Source organism: Micromonospora sp. CNZ286, assembly GCF_014207755.1.
In genome coordinates, this window is record NZ_JACHIZ010000001.1 from 3630756 (window position 1) to 3649731 (window position 18976).

The window sequence follows — 18976 nt, forward strand, 5'->3', positions numbered from 1 at the left end:
CTGGCCCGTGCGGCGCCAACCGTTCCGACCGCCCATCACCACCTCCGTCCGCTCCGGCGCGACGGATCACTTCACAAGGGAGTGCGGTGTCGCGCCCGGCAGGATGAGGCGTTTCCTCACCCGAAAACGGACACTAGGGCCACATGGTGATGGAGAAATTACCGCTGGTTATGCCGCCAGGCTGATGCCCAGCCGCCCGGCCAGCAGACGCAGCTCGTTTGGCACGGCCCGCCGCTTGGCTCGCTGCGCCATCGCGACTACCGCGTCCTGGGCGAGCGGGTTGAGGGAGAACGGCACCGGCGCGGCCTGCTCCGCACGCACGAACGCCGCGATCGCCTCGGTGTCCCGGCGACCGGAATCGGCCAGCGCCCGCCCGAGGTCGAGCCAGTACGACATCTGCCGGATCGACGCCGCCAGCACCTGCGGCCGTACCGTGCGGGACAGCTCGATCACCCGGCCGGGCTCGCCGGACTCGGCCGCGATGGACATCTCCCACAGCGTCACGTTCGTCGGCCCGAATCCGCAGCCGTTGAATCCCATGCCGTCCGCCGGGTCACCGAGGGTCGCCGCTTCCCGGGCGGCCTCGGTCAGATGGTCTCGCGCGGCGTCCGGGCGCCCGCTGACTGTCGAGGCCAGAGCCGCCGACAGGTGCAACTGACCGAGCATCTGCCGGACCCGCTCGTCGGACGCGGCGGACTGCAGCTCTGCAAGGGAGCGGTCAGCCGCCCGCGCGGCGAGCGGGGCGGACTCGATCGGCAGACTCTGCGCGTACGCGAAACGGGTCGCGCCCAGCCACGCCGCCTCCTCGACGTCCTCGGCCGCCGTCACCGCCACCCGCGCCGCGTTCAACGCCAAGTGGCGGTACCCGAGGTGCCGCAGGCAGGCCGACGCCTGGTACGCCACCTGCGCGAGCGCAGGTCCACCGACTGCGGCGGCCTCCAGCAGCAGGCCGGGCAGCATCTGGGCCATTGCCGGGAAGTTCGAGCGGTGGCGGAGCTGCTCACTGCGGGCGATGCCCGCCGCCAGCGCTTCCCGGGTACGCGTCGACGGCCGTCGCTCGCCGTCCTCGATCTCGATGAGTGCGGACCAGATCGCCGGTACGCACTCGGCCGCGCGCTCACGTGCCGGGTCACCCGTCTCGGTGCCCTGCCCGAGCAGGTCCGCGACCGTGACCTGCAACGCGGCGGCGACGGCGACCAGGGTGGAGCGCCTGTCGATCGTCTTACGGCCGGACTCGACCTGGGAGATGTAGGACTGGCTGACCCCGGCGAGCCCGGCGAGAACGGCCTGGCTCATCCCGCCACGGCGCATCCGCCAGTAGCGAATCCGGGCACCGATCGTGTCGGCCTTGCTGGCCATGTCTCGCCTGCCTCCCAGGACGAGGGCTGGGACTTCGGCACCGGCCAGTGAGCCGGCATACCCGTGCGCCAGTGTACGTGGGTCGGTGCTCATGCATCGACGACGAGGCGGGTCCTACCTGCCGCTCCCCCGCGCTCTGTGATCGACTGGTTGGGCCGACCGGAGGTGTGACCGACATGCCAACGCCGCCTGCCTACCTGGCAATCGCCGCCGATCTACGCGCCGCGATCCTGTCCGGAGAACTTCCCGCTGGAGCCAAGTTGCCGTCCGAGTCCGGCCTGATGCGCAAGTACGACGTGAGCCGGACCGTCGCCAAGTGGGCCATCGCCGTCCTCAAGGGCGAGGGCATCGTGGAGGGTCGCGCCGGAACCGGCGTATACGTCCGAGACACCACCCGGCTGCTCCGTCATGCCCGAGGCCGCGACGTCCGCTCCGGCGACGGCCCGACTTCCCCGTTCGCCCGCGACGCGGCCGACGCTGGGCAGCAGGGCACGTGGGAGCACGACAGCCGACACGAGAAGGCCGATGAGCGGATCGCCGCCCGGCTCGGCGTGGAGCCGGGAGCGCCCGTGATGCGGACGTCGTATCGCTTCCTCGCCGACGGCGAACCGATACAGCTCTCCGTGTCGTACGAGCCCTTTGCCGTCACCCAGGGCACTCCGGTCGAATGGCCGGAGGAGGGTGAGATCAATGGCGTCGTGGCCCGCATGGACACCATCGGCGTACGGGTCGACGAGGTCGTGGAGCGCGTCAGCCTTCGATCAGCGACCGCCGAGGAGGTCGAGGCGCTCAACCTGCCGGCCCGCACGTTCGTGCACACCATCGAGCGGACCTACACCGCGGGCGGTACGCCGGTAGACGTCAGTGGACACTACGGCCCTGTGCGGCAACGCCCTGCCCGCACAGTGGAACCTGACGTCCGACTGATCGCGTCCGGCACGAAGCCGACGAACGAGGCTCTGTCGGTGACGAGCAGGTTCCCCTGACTACCGCTTGATGCCGGTATCACCAGGCTGGAGCGCGGCGGCGATGAGGCGGAGTTGTTCCGGCGACAGATCACCTCCGTGACGGCGGTACGTAGCCGATCCCAGGCCGACGAGGACGTCGTCCACGTCGGCCCATCGGCACGGCCCCCAGTACCTGAGGCTGGTGAGCAGTTCTTCACTGAGCTGACGAACACCGGACCGGGCGCCGAGAGTGGTCAGGGCTTCCGCTATCAGGTCGATGGCTGTGTTCGGGCGGCTGCTGTCGGCACAGGCCGGAACGAGCAGGAGCAACCGCTCGGCGCTTGTGTGATCCGGATCTGGCTGCTGCGCTGCGGCGACCACTTCCTGCCATGCGAACGCCGGTCCTCGGAAATGTCCCTCCATCGCGGCGAGGGGAATCGACACGTCGCCGGTGCCGGGATCGAGCACGTAGTCGACACCACCGTCGTCCTCGTAGTTGCGCATGACGACGTGCAGGCGACAGCCCTCGGCGAGCGGTAGCGAGAACACCGGCCATCGGTCCGCGTCGAGGAATAGGTCGACGATCTGCTCCAGGTCGGCTGGATCGACACCGAAGGCGTCCGGTGCCGACGCGGCTCCGCCGACGGTGGCGAGGAAAGCGGGCCAGTACATCGCGTACGACATCAGGTCGGATCCGTCGACCAGCGGCGACCGCAGGATCGGCGGTTCGTAGCCATCCAGGTATCCAGGGATGATCACCTCGCCATCATGGCAGCGCGGTAGCCGCCTGGTGGACCGGTGCCGTTTGTCGCACCGCCCCGGCAGGTTCGATCATCCGGACATGACGAGCGGATCGGCCTGTCAGAGCTGGCTGCCCGGGCTGAGAATCCTCGGCGGGACATAACCGTCGTGGTCCTTGGGATCGCCGGCGTGAGGCCCCGCGTACATCTGATACGGCAGGAGCAGGACATCAGTTGTACGGGCAAGGTCCGGCTCCGTGCTGGGCCCGAACCAGCCGTCCACGAGTGAGTCCTTGACGATCAACGTACACAGGATGACGACTCTGCGACCGTCGACCGCGCAGGCCTGAAGCTCGACGCGTTCCATGGCGGCCCACCGGTTCCCGCTGGTGAAGCGGTAGTGGAAGTGCACCGCAGGACCCCGCTCGGGTGCCTGTGGATGAACAGTGGTCTTCCAGGCGGTCACCTCTGCGGTCACCGGGTAGGTCCGCTCTCCTCGGACGACAGTGACCTCTCGGGCCGCCGCCCCCGGTTCCGGGATGACGGGGCGGTGGTCAGTGCCGCACGCTACGACGGCAGTCGCGACGGGGATGACGAGGATGCCGACGCGGCCGAGGCGGGACCACGAAGCCATGCGTGACATCGTAGACGGGCAGGCTGGCTGGCCCCGTCCGGTAACGGTCAGCCAGGCAGTCGGGACCGGGTGTCCAACTCCGCGGCCGACACGATCTGTTCCGCGAGACGCATCGTCTTCACCGTCTCCGGATGCTCCTTCCCGAGCACCTCGACCCGCTTCCTCACCGTCTCCCGGCAAAGGGTCAGAGCCTCAGCGGTGCGACCGGCGGCAAGCAGATCGATCACCACGTCATGGGCCGAGAGCAGCGTATGGGGATGGTCGTCGCCGAGCACCCTCCGCCGACGCACGTAGGTCTCCTGGTTGAGGGCCAGGCTCTCCTCGTGCAGTCCGAGGGCTCGAAAATCCAGAGCCAGGTATGCGCGGTTCCCAGCGTCTCTAGGTGCTCTTCGCCGAAAATCCTCTCCTTGCGCTTCAAGGTGTCCTCGTGCAGGGCACGAGCCTCTCGTGGTTGTCCGAGTTCCCGGAGGTTGGAAGCGACACGATCCGCTGCGTTGAGCGTGGACAGGTGGTCACGTCCGAAGGCTTGACCGCTCCGCTTGTACACCTCGACAGTCACGTCCTGACTCTCCACGTACCGCCCCTGCCGCCAGAGCGCTGTACCCAGGGTGTGGGCGGCGGAGAGAGTCTGCCGATCATCAGGGCCGAGGGAGACCCGCCAGTGCTCGTAGAGGGTGGCGGCGAGTTGGCGGCTGCGTTCCAGTTCGCCACGCTCGATCAGGTACCAGGCCAACGCATGAGCGGCAGATCGCAGAGCTGTTGATCGGGTCGTGACAAGGTCGCTCGCCAGCAGGTGCGGCATCAGCCGGTCCCAGAGTGCCCACGAAGACGTCTTCTTGCTGTCGGCCGGGCAGAGGTTTCCCAGGACCTCATCAGCCGTTCGGCGGATCTCCGGGCGGCGTTCCGCATCGATGCTTCCACTGATCACCAGTTGCACGAGCCTGTGCAGCAGAATCGACTTCCCGTCGACCCGCGCCAGGCCGTAGCGCGAGATCCAGCCGAGCGTCCGGCGCATTCCCAGCGTCGTCTGCAACTGCGCCGCCAGCGGCTCTTCCAGCGCGACGGCGACTTCTGGCGTGAACAACTCCACGGGGATCGGCTCGGCCGCCATCATCGAACAGATCTCGAGAAGCTGTACGGCCGCCGGGGATTCTTCCTCCATCCGCCGGAGGGCGGTCACCACCACCTGCGTCAGCGGCGTGGGGTACGTGGGCAAGCGCCCGTCCTCCAGCAAGTCCCTACCGTTGCGGTCCAACTCCTTGAGGTATTCCGCCGCGGACATACCTGTCTCGTTCATGAGGGAGCACGCCTGGGCGACCGCCAGGGGCAGGTCTTCCAGACGGCCGGCGATGTCGTTCGCCTCAGCGCTGCTCAATGTGGGCGACAGACGCCTCATGAGAGCCACCGATTCGGCCCGCGAGAACGGGTCCACCGCAACCGGTTCTCCCACCAACTCCCAGGCGGGATTTCGGGACGTGATGATGACGTGACCCGGCCCCTGGGGCACCCACTGCGCCAGTGCGGCCGGATCCTCCGCGTTGTCGAAAATGAGCAGCCATCGATCGGTGCGGGAAAACTGGAGCCTCACCTCGCGGAGAGCCGACGGGATGTCGGCCGCCGTCTTCACCCAACCGGCCGCGACGCCCAGCGATGTCAGCTGGCCACCGATCATCGACGGCGTCTCCGCGTCGATCCACCAGACGAGGCCGTAGCGCTCCAGTCGACGGTAGGCGTATTCAGTGCTCAGCGTGGTTTTTCCGACGCCTCCGATTCCATGGAGCACCTGGACGACAGTCGACGTCCGCTCCTCGATGCCGTTCTCGAAAGCGGCGAGTTGAATGTCTCGTCCCACGAAAGACGGATTGCGCGGCGGGAGGCTGTAGACGACTTCGCGACGCCCATTCGACGAGTCGGAGGCGGCCACCGCCTTCTGCTCTCCCGAATGGCCGGCCCACGCAGCCAGGGCTGCACCGATGACCGGACATACGAGCGCCGCTACGGTTGCCGAGGTCTGTACGTCCAAGTCGGCCCACACCTGACACGCCAGCCAGGTCGCTGCCACCAGCACTGCGCTGGCACCGGTGGCTACTAGCCACCGCGCGTTTCCTCTCAACCGTTACCCCGCCTTCAAGGAGCGCGCCAACGGTGGACCGTGAAGTTGGGACTTTACACCTTGTCTATGCCTGCGCCGACTCGACGCTTCGATTGAGGGCGTCCGAGAAGGTGAATTACGCAATTGCCTATAATTGTTCCTCGCGCGCCCGCACACGTCTCTGACCTGCGTCGTCGCCGCTTCTCGGGGCGCGTGACGCGGAGCGTGGCCGAGGGCCGACGTCACGACGCGAACGTCGTCCATTCCCGAGTCGGGATGTGGCCCTCGCTGACGTCCCAGCAGCCCTCGGCCCACGCTTTCGCCACCATCACCGGATGGCTCAGCACCACATCGTCGGCTCGTTGTGCCCGCAGCACCAGCCCGAGCTGCGGCGAGCACGGATCGCCACCCTGCGAGTACCTCAATTCGAGGCTGTACGCCGCGAGGTGCTCGGTGAAATCGTGCTCCAGCCGTGAGGGCCGCTGTCCCACCAACCGCAATCCGTCCAGTGTCACCTGCGGCCCGCGAAGGGCGTTGACGGCGACGCCGGCCAAGCCGTTCCACTCGTCGTAGTAGGTGGTGATCGCAGGTCCGGTCGGCTCCGCGCCCGCACTCCGCTCAAGCCAGAGATCCGCCCACCCGTCGGAGCACGCGACACCGAGGACGCCGTGCACAGCAGCCTGCACCTGCTCGTGCGTCATTCCGAATGTCAGCGGGCCGACGTGCGCGAACGGCGTGAACGTCCAGCGCAGTCGCTGTTCATCGGTCAGAACCGCCCAGACGTCGGCTGACAATCCTCAGAACCAGCTTTCCCGCATGTCCAGCGTCGTCCGGTCCAGCCCTTCCAGCAGGTCGAACTGCGCCCCCACCTTCGGCAACTCCCACCGGTAGAAGTACCGCGCCGCCTGCCTCTTCCCCGCCAGGAACTCCCCCTCGGCCCCCTCCGGCGACCCCAGCGCCTCCACCACCAGCACCTGCTCCAGCCACATCCACGCGATCACCACGTGCCCGACCGCCTCCAGGTACACCGACGCGTTCGCCAGCGCCAGCTCCGGATCACCAGGGGCCCACAACCGCCGCGTCACCACGGCGATCCGGTCCACCGCCGCGCCGAGCTGACCAGCCAGCTCCGAGGCGAACCCCTCGGCCTTCCACGCCCGGGTCACGGTGCCGCGGATCGTCTCCAGCAGCAGTTCCAGCGCTGCCCCGTCGCGCATGGTGACCTTGCGTCCGAGCAGGTCGAGCGCCTGGATGCCGTGGGTGCCCTCGTGGATGGCGTTGAGCCGGTTGTCCCGCCAGTGCTGCTCGACGTCGTAGTCGCGGGTGTAGCCGTACCCGCCGTGCACCTGGATGGCGAGGTCGTTGGCGGCCAGGCACCACTGCGCCGGCCAGCTCTTGGTGATCGGGGTGAGCAGGTCCAGCAGCAGCTGTGCCCGTTCGCGGTCGGCCTCGGCGGGTGCGGTCTTCTGCTCGTCGAGCAGCCGTCCGCAGTAGAGCACGAGCGCGAGCGCGCCCTCCACGTAGCTCTTCTGGGCCAGCAGCATCCGGCGAACGTCGCTGTGGGCCACGATCGGCACCTGCGGCGTGGTCGGGTCCTTGTCGGCGACCGGGCGGCCCTGCGGGCGCTGCCGGGCGTACGCGACGGACTTCAGGTACGCGGTGTAGCCGAGCGCTGTGGCGCCGGCGCCGATGCCGATGCGCGCCTCGTTCATCATGTGGAACATCACCGCGAGCCCCTGGTACGGCTGCCCCACCAGGTAGCCGACCGCCCCGGCCCGCCCGTACGGCCGGTGCACGCCCTCGCCGAAGTTCAGCAGCGTGTTGGTGGTGCCCCGGTAGCCGAGCTTGTGGTTGAGGCCGACCAGCACCACGTCGTTGCGCGGCCCGAGGTTGCCGTCGTCGTCGAGCAGCACCTTCGGCACGATGAACAGCGACAGGCCCTTCACGCCAGGCGGCGCGCCGGGGATACGCGCGAGGACCAGGTGCACGATGTTCTCGGCCAGTTCGTGGTCGCCGCCGGAGATCCACATCTTGGTGCCGACGATCCGGTAGGTGCCGTCGTCCTGCGGCTCGGCCCGCGTGGTGAGGTCGGCCAGGGAGCTGCCGGCCTGCGGCTCGGACAGGCACATGGTGCCGAAGAACCGCCCCTCGATCATGGGGCGTACCCAGGTGTCGATCTGCTCGGCACTGCCGTGGGCGAGCAGCAGGTTGGCGTTGCCGAGGGTGAGCATCGGGTACGCCGACGTGCCCACGTTGGCGGCCTGGAACCAGGCGAAGGCGGCGGCGGCCACCGTGTGCGGCAGTTGCAGGCCGCCGACCGACTCGTCCATGGTGGCGGCGAGCAGCCCGGTCTCGGCGAACGCCTCCAGGGCGGCCTTCACCTGCGGGATGGTCCGCACGCGCTGCCCGTCGAACGTGGGTTCGCCGGTGTCGGCGGCCCGGTTGTGCGGGGCGAACCGTTCGGCGGCGACGCGGGCGGCGAGGTCCAGCACCTCGTCGACGGTCTCCCGGGAGTGCTCGGCGTAGCGGGGCCGCTCGGTCAGCCGGGTCACGTCCAGCCAGTCGTGCAGCAGGAACGCGAGGTCACGGCGGGACAGCAGCAGATCGGACGAGGACAACGTGGACTCCTTCCGGTCAGCCGCGGCGCAACCCGGCGACGGCCTCCCGCAGGTCATCCTGACCGATCGGAGCCGGTGGCGCACCCTCCGCCGCCTCCCGGAGCGCCTTGGCGAGTTGCACCCGGCGCAGCGCCTCCCGGAGGTCCGCGCCGGTCAGCCCGGCCGTGTCGGCGGCGAGCGCGGCCGGGTCGACGTCGTCGGCGAACATCTTGAAGCCCGGCCGCTCGTGCCGGTCGATCAGCTCGCGGACCATCTTGGTGAGGATCTCGGCGCGTCCGGTCTCGTCCGGCGCCGGGATGGCGATCTTCAGGTCGAAGCGGCCGGAGCGGATCAGCGACGCGTCGACGCGCTGCGGGAAGTTGGTCGTGGCGACCACGATGACGTCCGGGTTCTCCTCGAACAGCGTGTTCATCTCCTGCTTGAAGATGCCCGCGACGGCGTTGACGGCCTGGCTGGCCGCGTCGCCGCCGGCACCGGCGTAGCTGATGATCGAGTCGAACTCGTCGAACAGCATCACGGTGGGCCGCCGGTAGCGGCGTGCCTCCCGGAAGATGCGCTTGATGTTGCGTTCCGAACCGCCGAGGTACTTGTCCAGGATCTCGGGGGTACGGATCTCCACGAAGTCCGCGCCGACCTCGTTCGCCAGCGCCCGGGCCAGCATGGTCTTGCCGGTGCCCGGCGGGCCGTACATCAGGATGCCCTGCGGCCTGCGCGCGCCCCAGCGGGCCATCGCCTGCGGGTGCCGGAACGACACCGCCACCTCGCGGAACCGCGCGACCACGTCGGGCAGGCCGCCGACCTGGTCGAGGGTCACCGCCGCGCTGCGCGGCCCGGCCACCGTGACCGGTCGCCGCCCCACGAGGTACGTCCGTCCGCGCAGCACCGCCGGCTCCTCGCTGTCGCCGGACAACTCACGTACGGCCTGGAGCAACAGGCCCAGCATCGCCCGCAGGTGCGCCGGATCCACCTCCGCGCTCGGTACGTCGGCGCGGATGCGTACCGTGCCGTTGTCCTGGTCGACGCGTGGGCGCAGCCCTGCCTCCTCGGCGGCGCGCAGCACCTCCCGTCCGGCCGGGTCGCGCGGCGGCGCGACGAGCGTGGCGACCGGTCGCGGCCAGATCCGCCGCCCGGCCTCCGCCGCGATCCGGCCCACCGCGGCGGCCGGGCCGTCGCCGCCGCGCGCGGCCAGCCGCTCGGCGAGCAGCAGGCCGACCGGCCCGGCCAGCCCGAGGGCGATCAGGCCCGCCGGTGCGGCCTCCACCCGGAGGTACGCCTCGAAGCAGTGCACCGGCGGCTCGGCGGCGGTGTCGGCGCGCACGGTGCAGCGGACCTCCCGCACCGGGGCGGGGAAGCCGCCGCCGGACAGCAGGTCCACCGGCCCGTCGGTGGCGGCGGCGAGCACCCCGGCCGCGTCGGTGATGCGCACCTCGGCGCCGAGCAGCGGCACCGTCTCCTCGTCCGGCCGTACCTCGGTCATCGGCAGCCCTCTCCTCGCGGCGGCGTCCGCTTCCCTCGCGTGGCGTCCGCCTCCGAGTCTGGCACCGGCCCGGCCGGGCGGCCACCGCTGCGCCGCCGCCGCTGACCTGGCCGCCGCCCGCCCGGCCGTCGCTCAGCTCGCCTCGGCGAGCAGGCCGTCGACCAGGTCGCGGGGCAGCCCGTGGGTGTCGTGCAGCCAGTGGTAGTCGCGTTCGGTCAGCGGCCCGCGCGCCCGTACCCGGTCCACGAGCGGCCGTCCGCGTCGCAGCAGTCCACGAAAGCGCCGTTCCTCGTCCACCAGCGTCGCGTGCAGCGAGCCGACGTCGACCGGCCGCGTGCTCGGATCGGGCACCTGGCGGAAGCGGCGCAGCGTGTCCGCGTACACCTGGGGTGGCATCTCGTCCAGGGTGCGCGCCGGGTCGTCGCGCCACAGCACTGTCAGCGCGCGGCGCAGCAGCCGCCGCAGCACGTACCCGCGGCCGGTGTTGCCGGGGCGTACCCCGTCACCGAGCACGACCACCGCGGACCGCAGGTGGTCGGAGACCACGCGCAGGTCCTCACCGCGCAGGTCCCACCGGTCGCGGACGACGTCCACCCACGGCCGCAGCCCGTCGCCGGTGAACACGGACCGGTCGCCGCGCAGCACCATCTCCAGCCGTTCCAGGCCCATGCCGGTGTCGATGCTGGAGTGCGGCAGCGGCGTGAGCCGGCCGTCGGGGTGCCTGTGGTAGCGCATCTGCACGTGGTTCCACACCTCCACCCACCGCACGTCGGTGCTCGGTGTGCCGGTGGGCGGGCCGTCGCCGGTCCACACGAAGATCTCCGAGTCCGGTCCGCAGGGGCCGGTCGGGCCGTTGGACCACCAGTTGTCCTCGCCGAGCGCCTCCACCGGGACGCCGAGCCCGGTCCAGGTGTCCCGCGCGGTGTCGTCCGGGCCGAGCCGGTCGTCGCCGCCGAACACCGTCGCGTGCAGTTTCCCCGCCGGGATGCCGAACCCGTCGGTGAGCAGCTCGAAGCCCCAGCGCAGGCTCGTCGCGATGTCGTAGTCGCCGAGCGACCACGAGCCGAGCATCTGGAACACGGTCAGGTGGGTGCTGTCGCCCACCTCGTCCAGGTCCGTGGTGCGCAGGCACCGCTGCACGTTCGCCAGTCGCCGTCCGCCCGGGTGCGGGCGCCCCAGCAGGTACGGCGTGAGCGGGTGCATGCCGGACGTGGTGAACAGCACCGGGTCGCCGGGCGGCGGAACGAGCGAACTCTCCGGCGCACGCCGATGGTCGTGCCGCTGGTAGTGGTCGAGGAACGTCCGGGTGATCTCGTCGGGTGTCATGGCGGGTGCCTTCCGGGTACGGGTGACCGGACGGCCCGCCGCGCGCGTTTGACGGCGTCGACACGACGACGCCGGCGGACCGTTTCCGGTCGCCGGCGTGGGTGTGGGGCAGGTCAGGCGGCGGCAACCGGCGAGCGGGAAGCTCGCGCGGCCGCGGCGGTAAAGGTACGCCTGCTCTGCATACTCCGACGGTAGCCCGCCCCGCACCGTCCCGCCCAACCCTTTTCCGCGCGCCCGCGTGCCCCGTGCGCCCCGTGCCCCGCGCCCCGCGCCCCGCGCCCCGCGCAAGATCAACGCAACTCCCCCGAGAAGGCGGGGTCACCGGCCCTCGGATGCCGCCATTTCGCCGAGCTGGAGTTGACCATGCCCCCTGGAGACGTGGGTGGAACGCCATGGGTGTCAAAACGGGCCGGAGACACCCATGGCGTTCCACTCGGGCAGGCGGCGGGCGTCAGCGGGTGGAGGTGAGCAGGCAGCGGTAGAGCGCGTCCAGGCGTTCGGCCTGCGCCTCCCACGTCCACCCGGGCAGCGGCGAGTCCGGCCCCTCGTACGCGGCGCGGTACCGGGCCGGATCCGCGAGCACGGCCCGTACCGCGCGGGCCAGGTCGGCGGCGTCGCGGGCGCGGAACACCTCGCCCTGCCCGGTGGCGCGGACCGTCTCGGCCATGGTCCGCACGTCGCTGACCACGATCGGCAGCCGCGCGTGCGCGTACTCGAAGAACTTGGTAATCAGCGCGATCTCGTGGTTGGGCCAGTGGTGCAGCGGGATCAGCCCGATGTCGGCGGCGGCGAGGAACGCGACGAGCTGCCGGTGCGGCACGTACGGCAGCACGTGCACCCGGTCGCCCACCTGATGCCGGGCCGCGCGGGCGACGACCTGACGGACGTAGGCCGCGTCCGGGTCGGCGACGACAAGGGCCAGGTGTACGCCGGGCAGCAGCGGCAACGCCTCGACCACCGTGTCCACGCCGCGCTGGACGGCCATCGCCCCGCTGTAGACGAGCAGCGGCGTGTCCGGGGGCAGACCGCAGCGCTCCCGCAGGTCGGGGGCGGGCAGGTCTGCGGGCTCGGGGGCGGTCGGCTCGGAGGGCGCAGTCGGCTCGGGGGTGGCGGTGACCGGGGCGTTCAGGATCACTGTGGGGCGCTCGGGCAGGGCATGGTCGCGTACCAGCAGGTCGGCGAGCGTGTCGGAGACGGTGACCACCGCGTCGGCGGCGCCGACATACTCGCGGACGTACCCGAGATGCGCGGGCAGCCAGCGGGCGTTGTCGCGGCGGGGCCGGGCGCCGGGCAGCCACTCGTGCGCGTCCCAGACCAGCTTGGTGTCACGTCCGGCGGCGCGGGCGCGGTCCACGGCGCGGGCGGCCACGCCGAGCATCCGGAAGTCGTGCGCGTGGATCAGGTCGGGCCGCAGCTCGTCGACGACCGGTCCGGCGACCCGTTCGTAGTCCCAGAGCCCCGGCTCCAGCCGCCGCCAGGCCCCGTCGCGCAGCCGGGCCCGCCAGTAGCGGACCTGGGCGTGCTCCACCGGCCGGCGTGCCAGCCGGGCCGCGCGCAACGGCAACCCGCCCCGGGCCACCAGCCGCGTCCGCAGCCCGGACACGCCGCGCGGGCCGGAGACGGCGGACGGTGGAGTGGCGCGCGCAGCGGCGAGCGGCAGGACGCGCACCTCGGCGTCGCCGAGCCGCCAGCGGCGTTCGGCGTCGACGTGGGCGCAGCCGATCAGCGTGACGTCCCAGCCCGCGTCGGCGGCCGAGCGGGCCGCCTTCTGCACCCGCGAGTCACCCTCGACCGCGTTGTCGACGAGCATGACCACGCGCCGCATCGGCGTTCCACCCTTCACCCGTACGCCCGGACGGGCGCGAGTGTACGGGGGCGCGGGACCGTCACGACGGCCGCGAAACCGGCTCTGAGCTGCGGTGACGCCGACTGTGCAGCCGACGGTCAGGTGCCGGCCGGTGGAAGTTCACCGGCCGTGCACCGAACGGGCGGGTCAGGCCGTACCGGAGGAGGCCAGCGCGGCCGGGGCGACCGGCTGCCGGCTGTCCTTGCGGTTGGGCAGCGACAGGCGGATGACCTTCCACCACGCGGAGGCGACCTGCTTGGGCAGCGGGCCGGTGGTGTAGTGCAGGCCGTACCTGTCGAACAGCGCCCGCACCTGCGGGGCGATCTCCTGGTAGCGGTTGCTGGGCAGGTCGGGGAAGAGGTGGTGCTCGATCTGGTACGACAGGTTGCCGGTCATGATGTGCAGCAGCCGGCTGCCGCTGATGTTGGCCGAGCCGAGCATCTGCCGCAGGTACCACTCGCCGCGGGTCTCGCCGTCGATGGAGGTCTTCTCGAACGTCTCCACGCCGTTGGGGAAGTGCCCGCACATGATCACGGAGTGGCTCCACACGTTGCGCAGCAGGTTCGCGGTGAACGTGGCGGCGAGCGTGGACAGGAACGACGGCCCGGACAGCAGCGGGTGCACCACGTAGTCCTTGAGCACCTGGCGGCGGATCTTGCGCCCGACGGCCCTGGCCTTGGCCCGGAACTTGGGGTCCTTGAGCTTGCGCTGCTTGAGGTGGTCGCCCAGCTCCATGTCGTACGCGGCGATGCCGTACTCGAAGAACATCGCGTTGAGCAGGTTCCACAGCGGCTGCCCGAGGTGCATCGGGTGCCACGGCTGGTCCTCGTCGACGCGCATGATGCCGTACCCGAGGTCGTTGTCCTTGCCGACGACGTTGGTGTAGCGGTGGTGCAGCTCGTTGTGCGACTGCTTCCACTGGTCGGCCGGGGAGACGTGGTCCCACTCCCAGGTGGTGGAGTGGATCTTCGGGTCGCGCATCCAGTCCCACTGGCCGTGCAGGACGTTGTGCCCGATCTCCATGTTCTCCAGGATCTTGGCGACCGTGAGGCCGGCCGTGCCGACGACCCAGGCCGGCGGGAACAGCGAGAACAGCAGCACCGCACGGCTGCTCATCTCCAGTGTCCGCTGGGTCTTGACAACCTTGCGGATGTAGCGGGCGTCCCGCTCCCCCCGGTCGGCGAGGACCCGGTCCCGGATCGCGTCCAGTTCCTTGCCGATGATCTCGATGTCCTCGGCGCTCAGGTGGGCGATCGGGTTGACGGCCTTCTTCTGGATGACGGTCACGTGGGTGGCTCCTGTCAGAGATCGATGTCGCAGGTACCGGCGGCGGCCGACACGCACGTCTGGACCAGCACGCCGTCCCCCGGTACGGCCGTGGTGACGTCGCCGTTGCGCAGGTCGCGCACGGCGCCCTGACGCAGCGGTACGACGCAGCCGAAGCAGATGCCCATCCGGCATCCGGAAGGCATCAGCACTCCGGCGTTCTCCCCCGCGTCGAGCAGGGTGGTGGCGCCGTCGGCTTCGACGGTCACCCCCGCCCCGGTGAAGGTCACCGTGCCTCCCTCACCCGGCGTGATCACCGTCGGGCGGAACCGCTCGGTGTGCAACCGGTCGAGAAGGCCGTTGGTGGACCAGTACCCCTCAACCGCGTCGAGCATGCCGATCGGTCCGCAGGCCCACGCCTCGCGGTCGAGGTGGTCGGGCACCAGCCCGGCCAGTTCGGCGACGTCGAGCAGGCCGTCGGTGTCGGTGTGCCGCTCGATCAGCCGCAGCGCGCCGCGTTCGGCGAGTGCGCGCAGCTCCGTACCGAAGATGACGTCGTCGCGGGTGGGCGCGGAGTGCACGAGCACCACGTCGGCCCGGTCGGCCAGCCCGGAGCGCAGCATCCCCATGACCGGGGTGATGCCGCTGCCGGCGGTGAGGAACAGGACGCGCTCGGGCGTCGCGGCGGGCAGCACGAACTCGCCCTGGGCCTGGTCGAGGTGCACGATCGTGCCGGGCCGGATCCGGCGTACGAGATGGTTGCTGACCTTGCCGTCGGGGATCGCCTTCACCGTGACGGAGATCAGGCCGTCGGCGGCGTCCGGCGGTGAGGTGAGCGAGTACGCGCGCCACTGGCGCACCCCGTCGACGTCCACGCCGAGGCGGATGTACTGCCCGGGCGTGTGGCCCTGCCAGGCACGACCGGGCTGGATCACCAGCGTGGCGGCGTCCCGGGTCTGCGGCCGCACGGCGACGATGCGGCCGCGCAGCGGGGCGCCGGCGCGAAGCGGCGCGATCAGGTCGAGGTAGTCGTCGGGCAGCACCGGTGTGGTGACCGCTCCGGCCAGCCGCAGCAGCCTGTCCCGGAAGGTGACCTTCTGAGGGCGGCGGGAGGCAGTTGTGGTCATATGACCAGCGTGACCGCCCGATCGCATAACATCTTGACCGGCAAAGGTGAAACAGTCGCGGGTTTTTGTTCGGAGGGAACAAACATGACGTCGGAGGCCGGCACGGGGCAGCGCGCCGCGCACCTCAACCTCGACGCCGGGGTGGCGGAGACGCTGCGCGCCCGGCTGCCGATGGTGGCCGAGCGGACGGTCTCCGCGATCACCGCCGAGGTGCCTGATTACTCGGGCGCGCTCACCGGTGCCATGCGGGCGAAGATCGAAAACGCGGTACGCATCGCGCTCGGCACGTTCCTCCAGCTCATCGAGGGTACCCAGGCGTTCGACCCGAGCACTCCCCTGGCCCCGGCGCTGGAGGCCGCGTACGCGCTCGGCAGCGGCGAGGCCCGCTCGGGGCGCAGCATGGACGCGCTGCTGGCCGCGTACCGGGTGGGCGCCCGGGTGGCCTGGCGCGAGGTGTCCACCACCACGGTCCGCAGCGGGCTGGCCGCGGAGACGGTGGCCGAGTTCGCCGAGCTGATGTTCGCCTACATCGACGAGCTGTCAGCGGCGAGCGTGGCCGGGCACGCCGACGAGCTGGCCAGCGCCGGCCGGATGCGCCGCCGCAGCCTGGAACGGCTCACCCAGCAGTTGCTGGCCGGCGAGCCGGAGGAGTCGCTGCGGCGCAGCGCCGAACGCGCCGACTGGCCGCCGCCGCAGACGCTCACAGTGGTGCTGCTGCCCCGCCGGCACCTGCGCGCGGTGCTGGCGCTGCTCAGCCCGTACACGCTGGAGAGCGGCGAGGACCTGCCCGGCATGAACCCGGTCGAGGAGCTGGCCGTACTGCTGGTGCCGGACATGCACGGCGGCCGGCGCCGCCAGCTCACCCGGCTGCTGCACGGGCACCGGGCGGTGCTCGGCCCGGCCCGGCCCTGGCACCGGGTCGCCGCGTCGTACCAGCGGGCCACCCGGGCGCTCGCGCTCGGCCTCGGCGAGGCGGACGCCGGGCCGGTCGACACCGAGCGTCACCTGGCGACGCTGCTGCTCAGCATGGATCCGGAAGCCCTGGCCGACCTGCGCGCGCAGGCGCTCGCGCCGCTGGCCGCGCTGCCCCCGGCCACCGCGCACCGGCTGGCCGAGACGCTGCGGTCGTGGCTGCTGCACCAGGGACGCCGCGACGACGTGGCGGCCGACCTGTTCGTGCACCCGCAGACCGTCCGCTACCGGATGGGCAAGCTGCGGGAGCTGTTCGGCGACCGGCTGCACGACCCGGCCACTGTGCTCGACCTGACCATCGCTCTGGCCGTACCTCCGGAGCCGGAGGAGGCCTGACGCCGCGCCGGGGCGCACGGCCCGGTGCGGCCGGGACCTCCGGCCCTGTCCGCCCGCGACGGCGGCGGGCAGGGTCGGAAGGGGACGAGCAACCAGGAGGGCCGCCATGAACAGCTCATCGACCCGCATCGAGCAGGACCCGAGGGTACGGGTGCTGGAGGCGGCCGCCCGGCAGTCCCTGCACGCCCCGTCGGTGTTCAACACCCAGCCCTGGCGCTGGCGGGTCACCGGCGACGCGCTGGAGTTGCGCGCCGACGCGGACCGGCAGCTCGCCCACACCGACCCGGACGGCCGGCTGCTCATGCTGAGCTGCGGCGCCGCCCTGCACCACGCGCGCGTGTCGCTGACGGCAGTCGGCTGGGCGGTCACCGTGGAGCGGCTGCCCGACCCGGGCGACCCGTCGCTGCTGGCCCGGGTGCGTACCACCGGCCCGGCCGACCTGGACGTCCCGGCGGGCCGCCTGGTCGACGCCATTCCGCGCCGCCGCACCGACCGCCGGGCGTACGGGGACCGGCCGGTGCCGGAGGCGGTGCTGGCCCGGCTCGGGGACGCCGTGGAGGCCGAGGGCGCGCACCTGCACGTGGTCCGGCCGGACCAGATGCCGATGCTCGCCGTCTCCACCGGTCGCGCCGCCGACGCGGAGCTGGCCGACCCCGCGTACCGGGAGGAGCTGCACCGCTGGACCCACCGCCCGGAGGGCAGCGGCGACGGGGTGCCCGCCGCCACCGCTGTGCGACCGTCCCCGCGCCGGGTGCCGCTGCGCGACTACGCCCCCGGCGGGGCGGCCGGGCTCAGCGCGGGCGCGGACTTCGACCGGGGCGCGGCGTACCTGATCCTGTTCGGCGAGTCCGACGAGCCGGCCGCCTGGCTGCGCGGCGGCGAGGCGCTGTCGGCGCTGCTGCTCACCGCCACCGCCGAGGGACTGGCCAGCGCGCCGCTCAGCGACGCCGTGGAGCTGGCCTGGCCGCGCCGGATGATGCGCGACCTGCTGGCCGGCATCGGCGACCCGTACCTGGTGGTGCGCGTCGGCTGGGGCCCGGACGCGGAGCTGCCGCCGGCGCCGCGCCGCGCGCCCGCCGACGTGATCGAGGTGGTGGACCCGCCGCGGTGACCCGGCGCGGTCCGGAGGGCCACCGCCGGCGCGGCGGTCGTCGTAGCCTCGACGCGTGTGGGATCTGGACCCGGCCGCCGCGTTCGTGGTCTTCGGCGACCAGGACTCCGGATGCGTCTCCTACGGCGTGGAGTCGGCGGGCCGGCGCTGGTTCGTCAAGCGGGCCGGGACACCCGCGGCGCGAGAGTCGCTGACCCGCGCGTTGGGCCTGCACGCCGCGGTCCGGCACCCGGCAGTGGTCCGGCCCGAGCTGGTCCGCGACGGCACCGACGGCCCGACGCTGGTGTACCCGTGGTGCGACGGCGTCGTGCTCAACCACGCCACAGCCGGCGGCGGCAGCGACCGGAGCGGGCTGGCCCGCTTCCAGCGGCTGCCGGTCGCCGAGGTACGCGCGGCGCTGGACGTCATCCTCGACGCCCACCTGGCCGTGAGCGCGGCCGGGTACGTCGCCGTCGACCTGTACGACGGATGCTTCCTCTACGACTTCGACGCCCGCCGAATGCGGCTGATCGACCTGGACGAGTACCGGCCGGCACCGTTCGTGCTCGACTCCGACCGGCTGCCCGGCTCCCGTCGCTACCTGTCGCCGGAGGAGCTGACCCGGGGCGCGACGATCGACGAGCGCACCACGGTCCATGCGCTCGGTCGTACGCTGCACCACCTGCTCGACGCTCCGTCCGGCTGGCGGGGCACGGCCGCCGAACGCGCGGTCGCCGACCGGGCCGCCCGGTCCGATCCGGCCGCGCGGTACGCCACAGTGGCCGCTCTGGTCAGCGCCTGGCGAGCCGCCTGATCGACGGGCCTTGTCAGGCCGGGTCTCGACGACGCGCGCTCGCCCCTGCGCGTAACTTTCCGTTACCGCGGCCCGATTCGACAGTGAATCACGGAGGGTGACGGCAGTCGCCGAGGCCGAATGGGTCGGATTGTCCGCAGCATCCTCCTGAACAGCGACGATGCGCGGCGAGCCGAGAGCTGGACGCACACCCCTTCGCGCCCTTTGCTCTGCAGCCACATACGCGGCAGTGGCCGTGAGTCACCGATGCGCCGATGGCTGCAGAGCAAAGGGCGCGGGGTGAGTTCTGCCGGGGAGCTGCGGAGGCTACTGTCGGTGACGGCAAGTCCCGA

At 71.6% G+C, this 18976-nt stretch carries 16 protein-coding genes; 4 read left to right on the forward strand and 12 right to left on the reverse strand.

The window, feature by feature from the left end; genetic code table 11:
* Nucleotides 1-168: 168 nt before the first annotated feature.
* The gene (locus FHX31_RS16590; protein ID WP_184976708.1) at nt 169-1359 is read right to left on the reverse strand and encodes a helix-turn-helix domain-containing protein; all 1191 of its coding nucleotides are present in this window, start codon (nt 1357-1359) and stop codon (nt 169-171) included.
* Nucleotides 1360-1535: 176 nt separating this feature from the next.
* Here FHX31_RS16590 and FHX31_RS16595 point away from each other — a divergent pair, with 176 nt between their 5' ends.
* Entirely contained in the window at nt 1536-2345 is an 810-nt protein-coding gene (locus tag FHX31_RS16595; protein ID WP_184976709.1) for a GntR family transcriptional regulator, read from the forward strand.
* On the opposite strand, the gene FHX31_RS16600 is transcribed toward FHX31_RS16595, so the two are convergent.
* The 11 genes from FHX31_RS16600 to FHX31_RS16650 all read right to left on the reverse strand — a co-directional run bounded on the left by FHX31_RS16600 (nt 2346) and on the right by FHX31_RS16650 (nt 15432).
* Nucleotides 2346-3065, reverse strand: a complete 720-nt coding sequence (locus FHX31_RS16600) for a hypothetical protein (RefSeq protein ID WP_184976710.1) — start codon at nt 3063-3065, stop codon at nt 2346-2348.
* A gap of 102 nt (nt 3066-3167) precedes the next feature.
* Nucleotides 3168-3680, reverse strand: a complete 513-nt coding sequence (locus FHX31_RS16605) for a hypothetical protein (protein ID WP_071095402.1) — start codon at nt 3678-3680, stop codon at nt 3168-3170.
* 47 nt (nt 3681-3727) lie between these two features.
* Complete coding sequence (locus FHX31_RS32725; RefSeq protein WP_435055162.1) at nt 3728-4009, reverse strand: tetratricopeptide repeat protein; 282 nt, start codon at nt 4007-4009, stop codon at nt 3728-3730.
* Nucleotides 3904-5742, reverse strand: coding sequence for an FxSxx-COOH system tetratricopeptide repeat protein (gene fxsT / locus FHX31_RS16615; RefSeq protein ID WP_184976712.1), 1839 nt, complete (start codon nt 5740-5742; stop codon nt 3904-3906). Before fxsT ends, FHX31_RS32725 begins: the two co-directional genes overlap by 106 nt.
* Nucleotides 5743-6014: 272 nt before the next feature.
* On the reverse strand, nt 6015-6566 hold the full coding sequence (locus FHX31_RS32435; protein ID WP_221488089.1) for a hypothetical protein: 552 nt from the start codon (nt 6564-6566) through the stop codon (nt 6015-6017).
* A 3-nt stretch (nt 6567-6569) separates the two neighbouring features.
* Complete coding sequence (locus FHX31_RS16625; RefSeq protein WP_184976713.1) at nt 6570-8390, reverse strand: acyl-CoA dehydrogenase; 1821 nt, start codon at nt 8388-8390, stop codon at nt 6570-6572.
* A gap of 16 nt (nt 8391-8406) precedes the next feature.
* The gene (locus FHX31_RS16630) at nt 8407-9867 is read right to left on the reverse strand and encodes an ATP-binding protein (protein ID WP_184976714.1); all 1461 of its coding nucleotides are present in this window, start codon (nt 9865-9867) and stop codon (nt 8407-8409) included.
* A gap of 132 nt (nt 9868-9999) precedes the next feature.
* Entirely contained in the window at nt 10000-11193 is a 1194-nt protein-coding gene (locus tag FHX31_RS16635) for an alanine--tRNA ligase-related protein (RefSeq protein WP_184976715.1), read from the reverse strand.
* Nucleotides 11194-11644: 451 nt separating this feature from the next.
* Nucleotides 11645-13003: a glycosyltransferase family 4 protein gene (locus FHX31_RS16640; RefSeq protein ID WP_402883773.1), complete on the reverse strand. Its 1359-nt coding sequence runs from the start codon at nt 13001-13003 to the stop codon at nt 11645-11647.
* Between the two features lie 183 nt (nt 13004-13186).
* Complete coding sequence (locus tag FHX31_RS16645; RefSeq protein WP_184976717.1) at nt 13187-14326, reverse strand: fatty acid desaturase family protein; 1140 nt, start codon at nt 14324-14326, stop codon at nt 13187-13189.
* 14 nt (nt 14327-14340) lie between these two features.
* Complete coding sequence (locus FHX31_RS16650; protein ID WP_184976718.1) at nt 14341-15432, reverse strand: ferredoxin reductase; 1092 nt, start codon at nt 15430-15432, stop codon at nt 14341-14343.
* Between the two features lie 84 nt (nt 15433-15516).
* On the opposite strand from FHX31_RS16650, the gene FHX31_RS16655 reads away from it, so the two are divergent.
* The 3 genes from FHX31_RS16655 to FHX31_RS16665 all read left to right on the forward strand — a co-directional run bounded on the left by FHX31_RS16655 (nt 15517) and on the right by FHX31_RS16665 (nt 18644).
* Nucleotides 15517-16740, forward strand: a complete 1224-nt coding sequence (locus FHX31_RS16655) for a PucR family transcriptional regulator (protein WP_030269007.1) — start codon at nt 15517-15519, stop codon at nt 16738-16740.
* A gap of 106 nt (nt 16741-16846) precedes the next feature.
* Nucleotides 16847-17851, forward strand: a complete 1005-nt coding sequence (locus FHX31_RS16660; protein WP_091328522.1) for an Acg family FMN-binding oxidoreductase — start codon at nt 16847-16849, stop codon at nt 17849-17851.
* Between the two features lie 55 nt (nt 17852-17906).
* Complete coding sequence (locus tag FHX31_RS16665) at nt 17907-18644, forward strand: serine/threonine-protein kinase (protein ID WP_184976719.1); 738 nt, start codon at nt 17907-17909, stop codon at nt 18642-18644.
* The last annotated feature ends 332 nt before the right edge of the window (nt 18645-18976 follow it).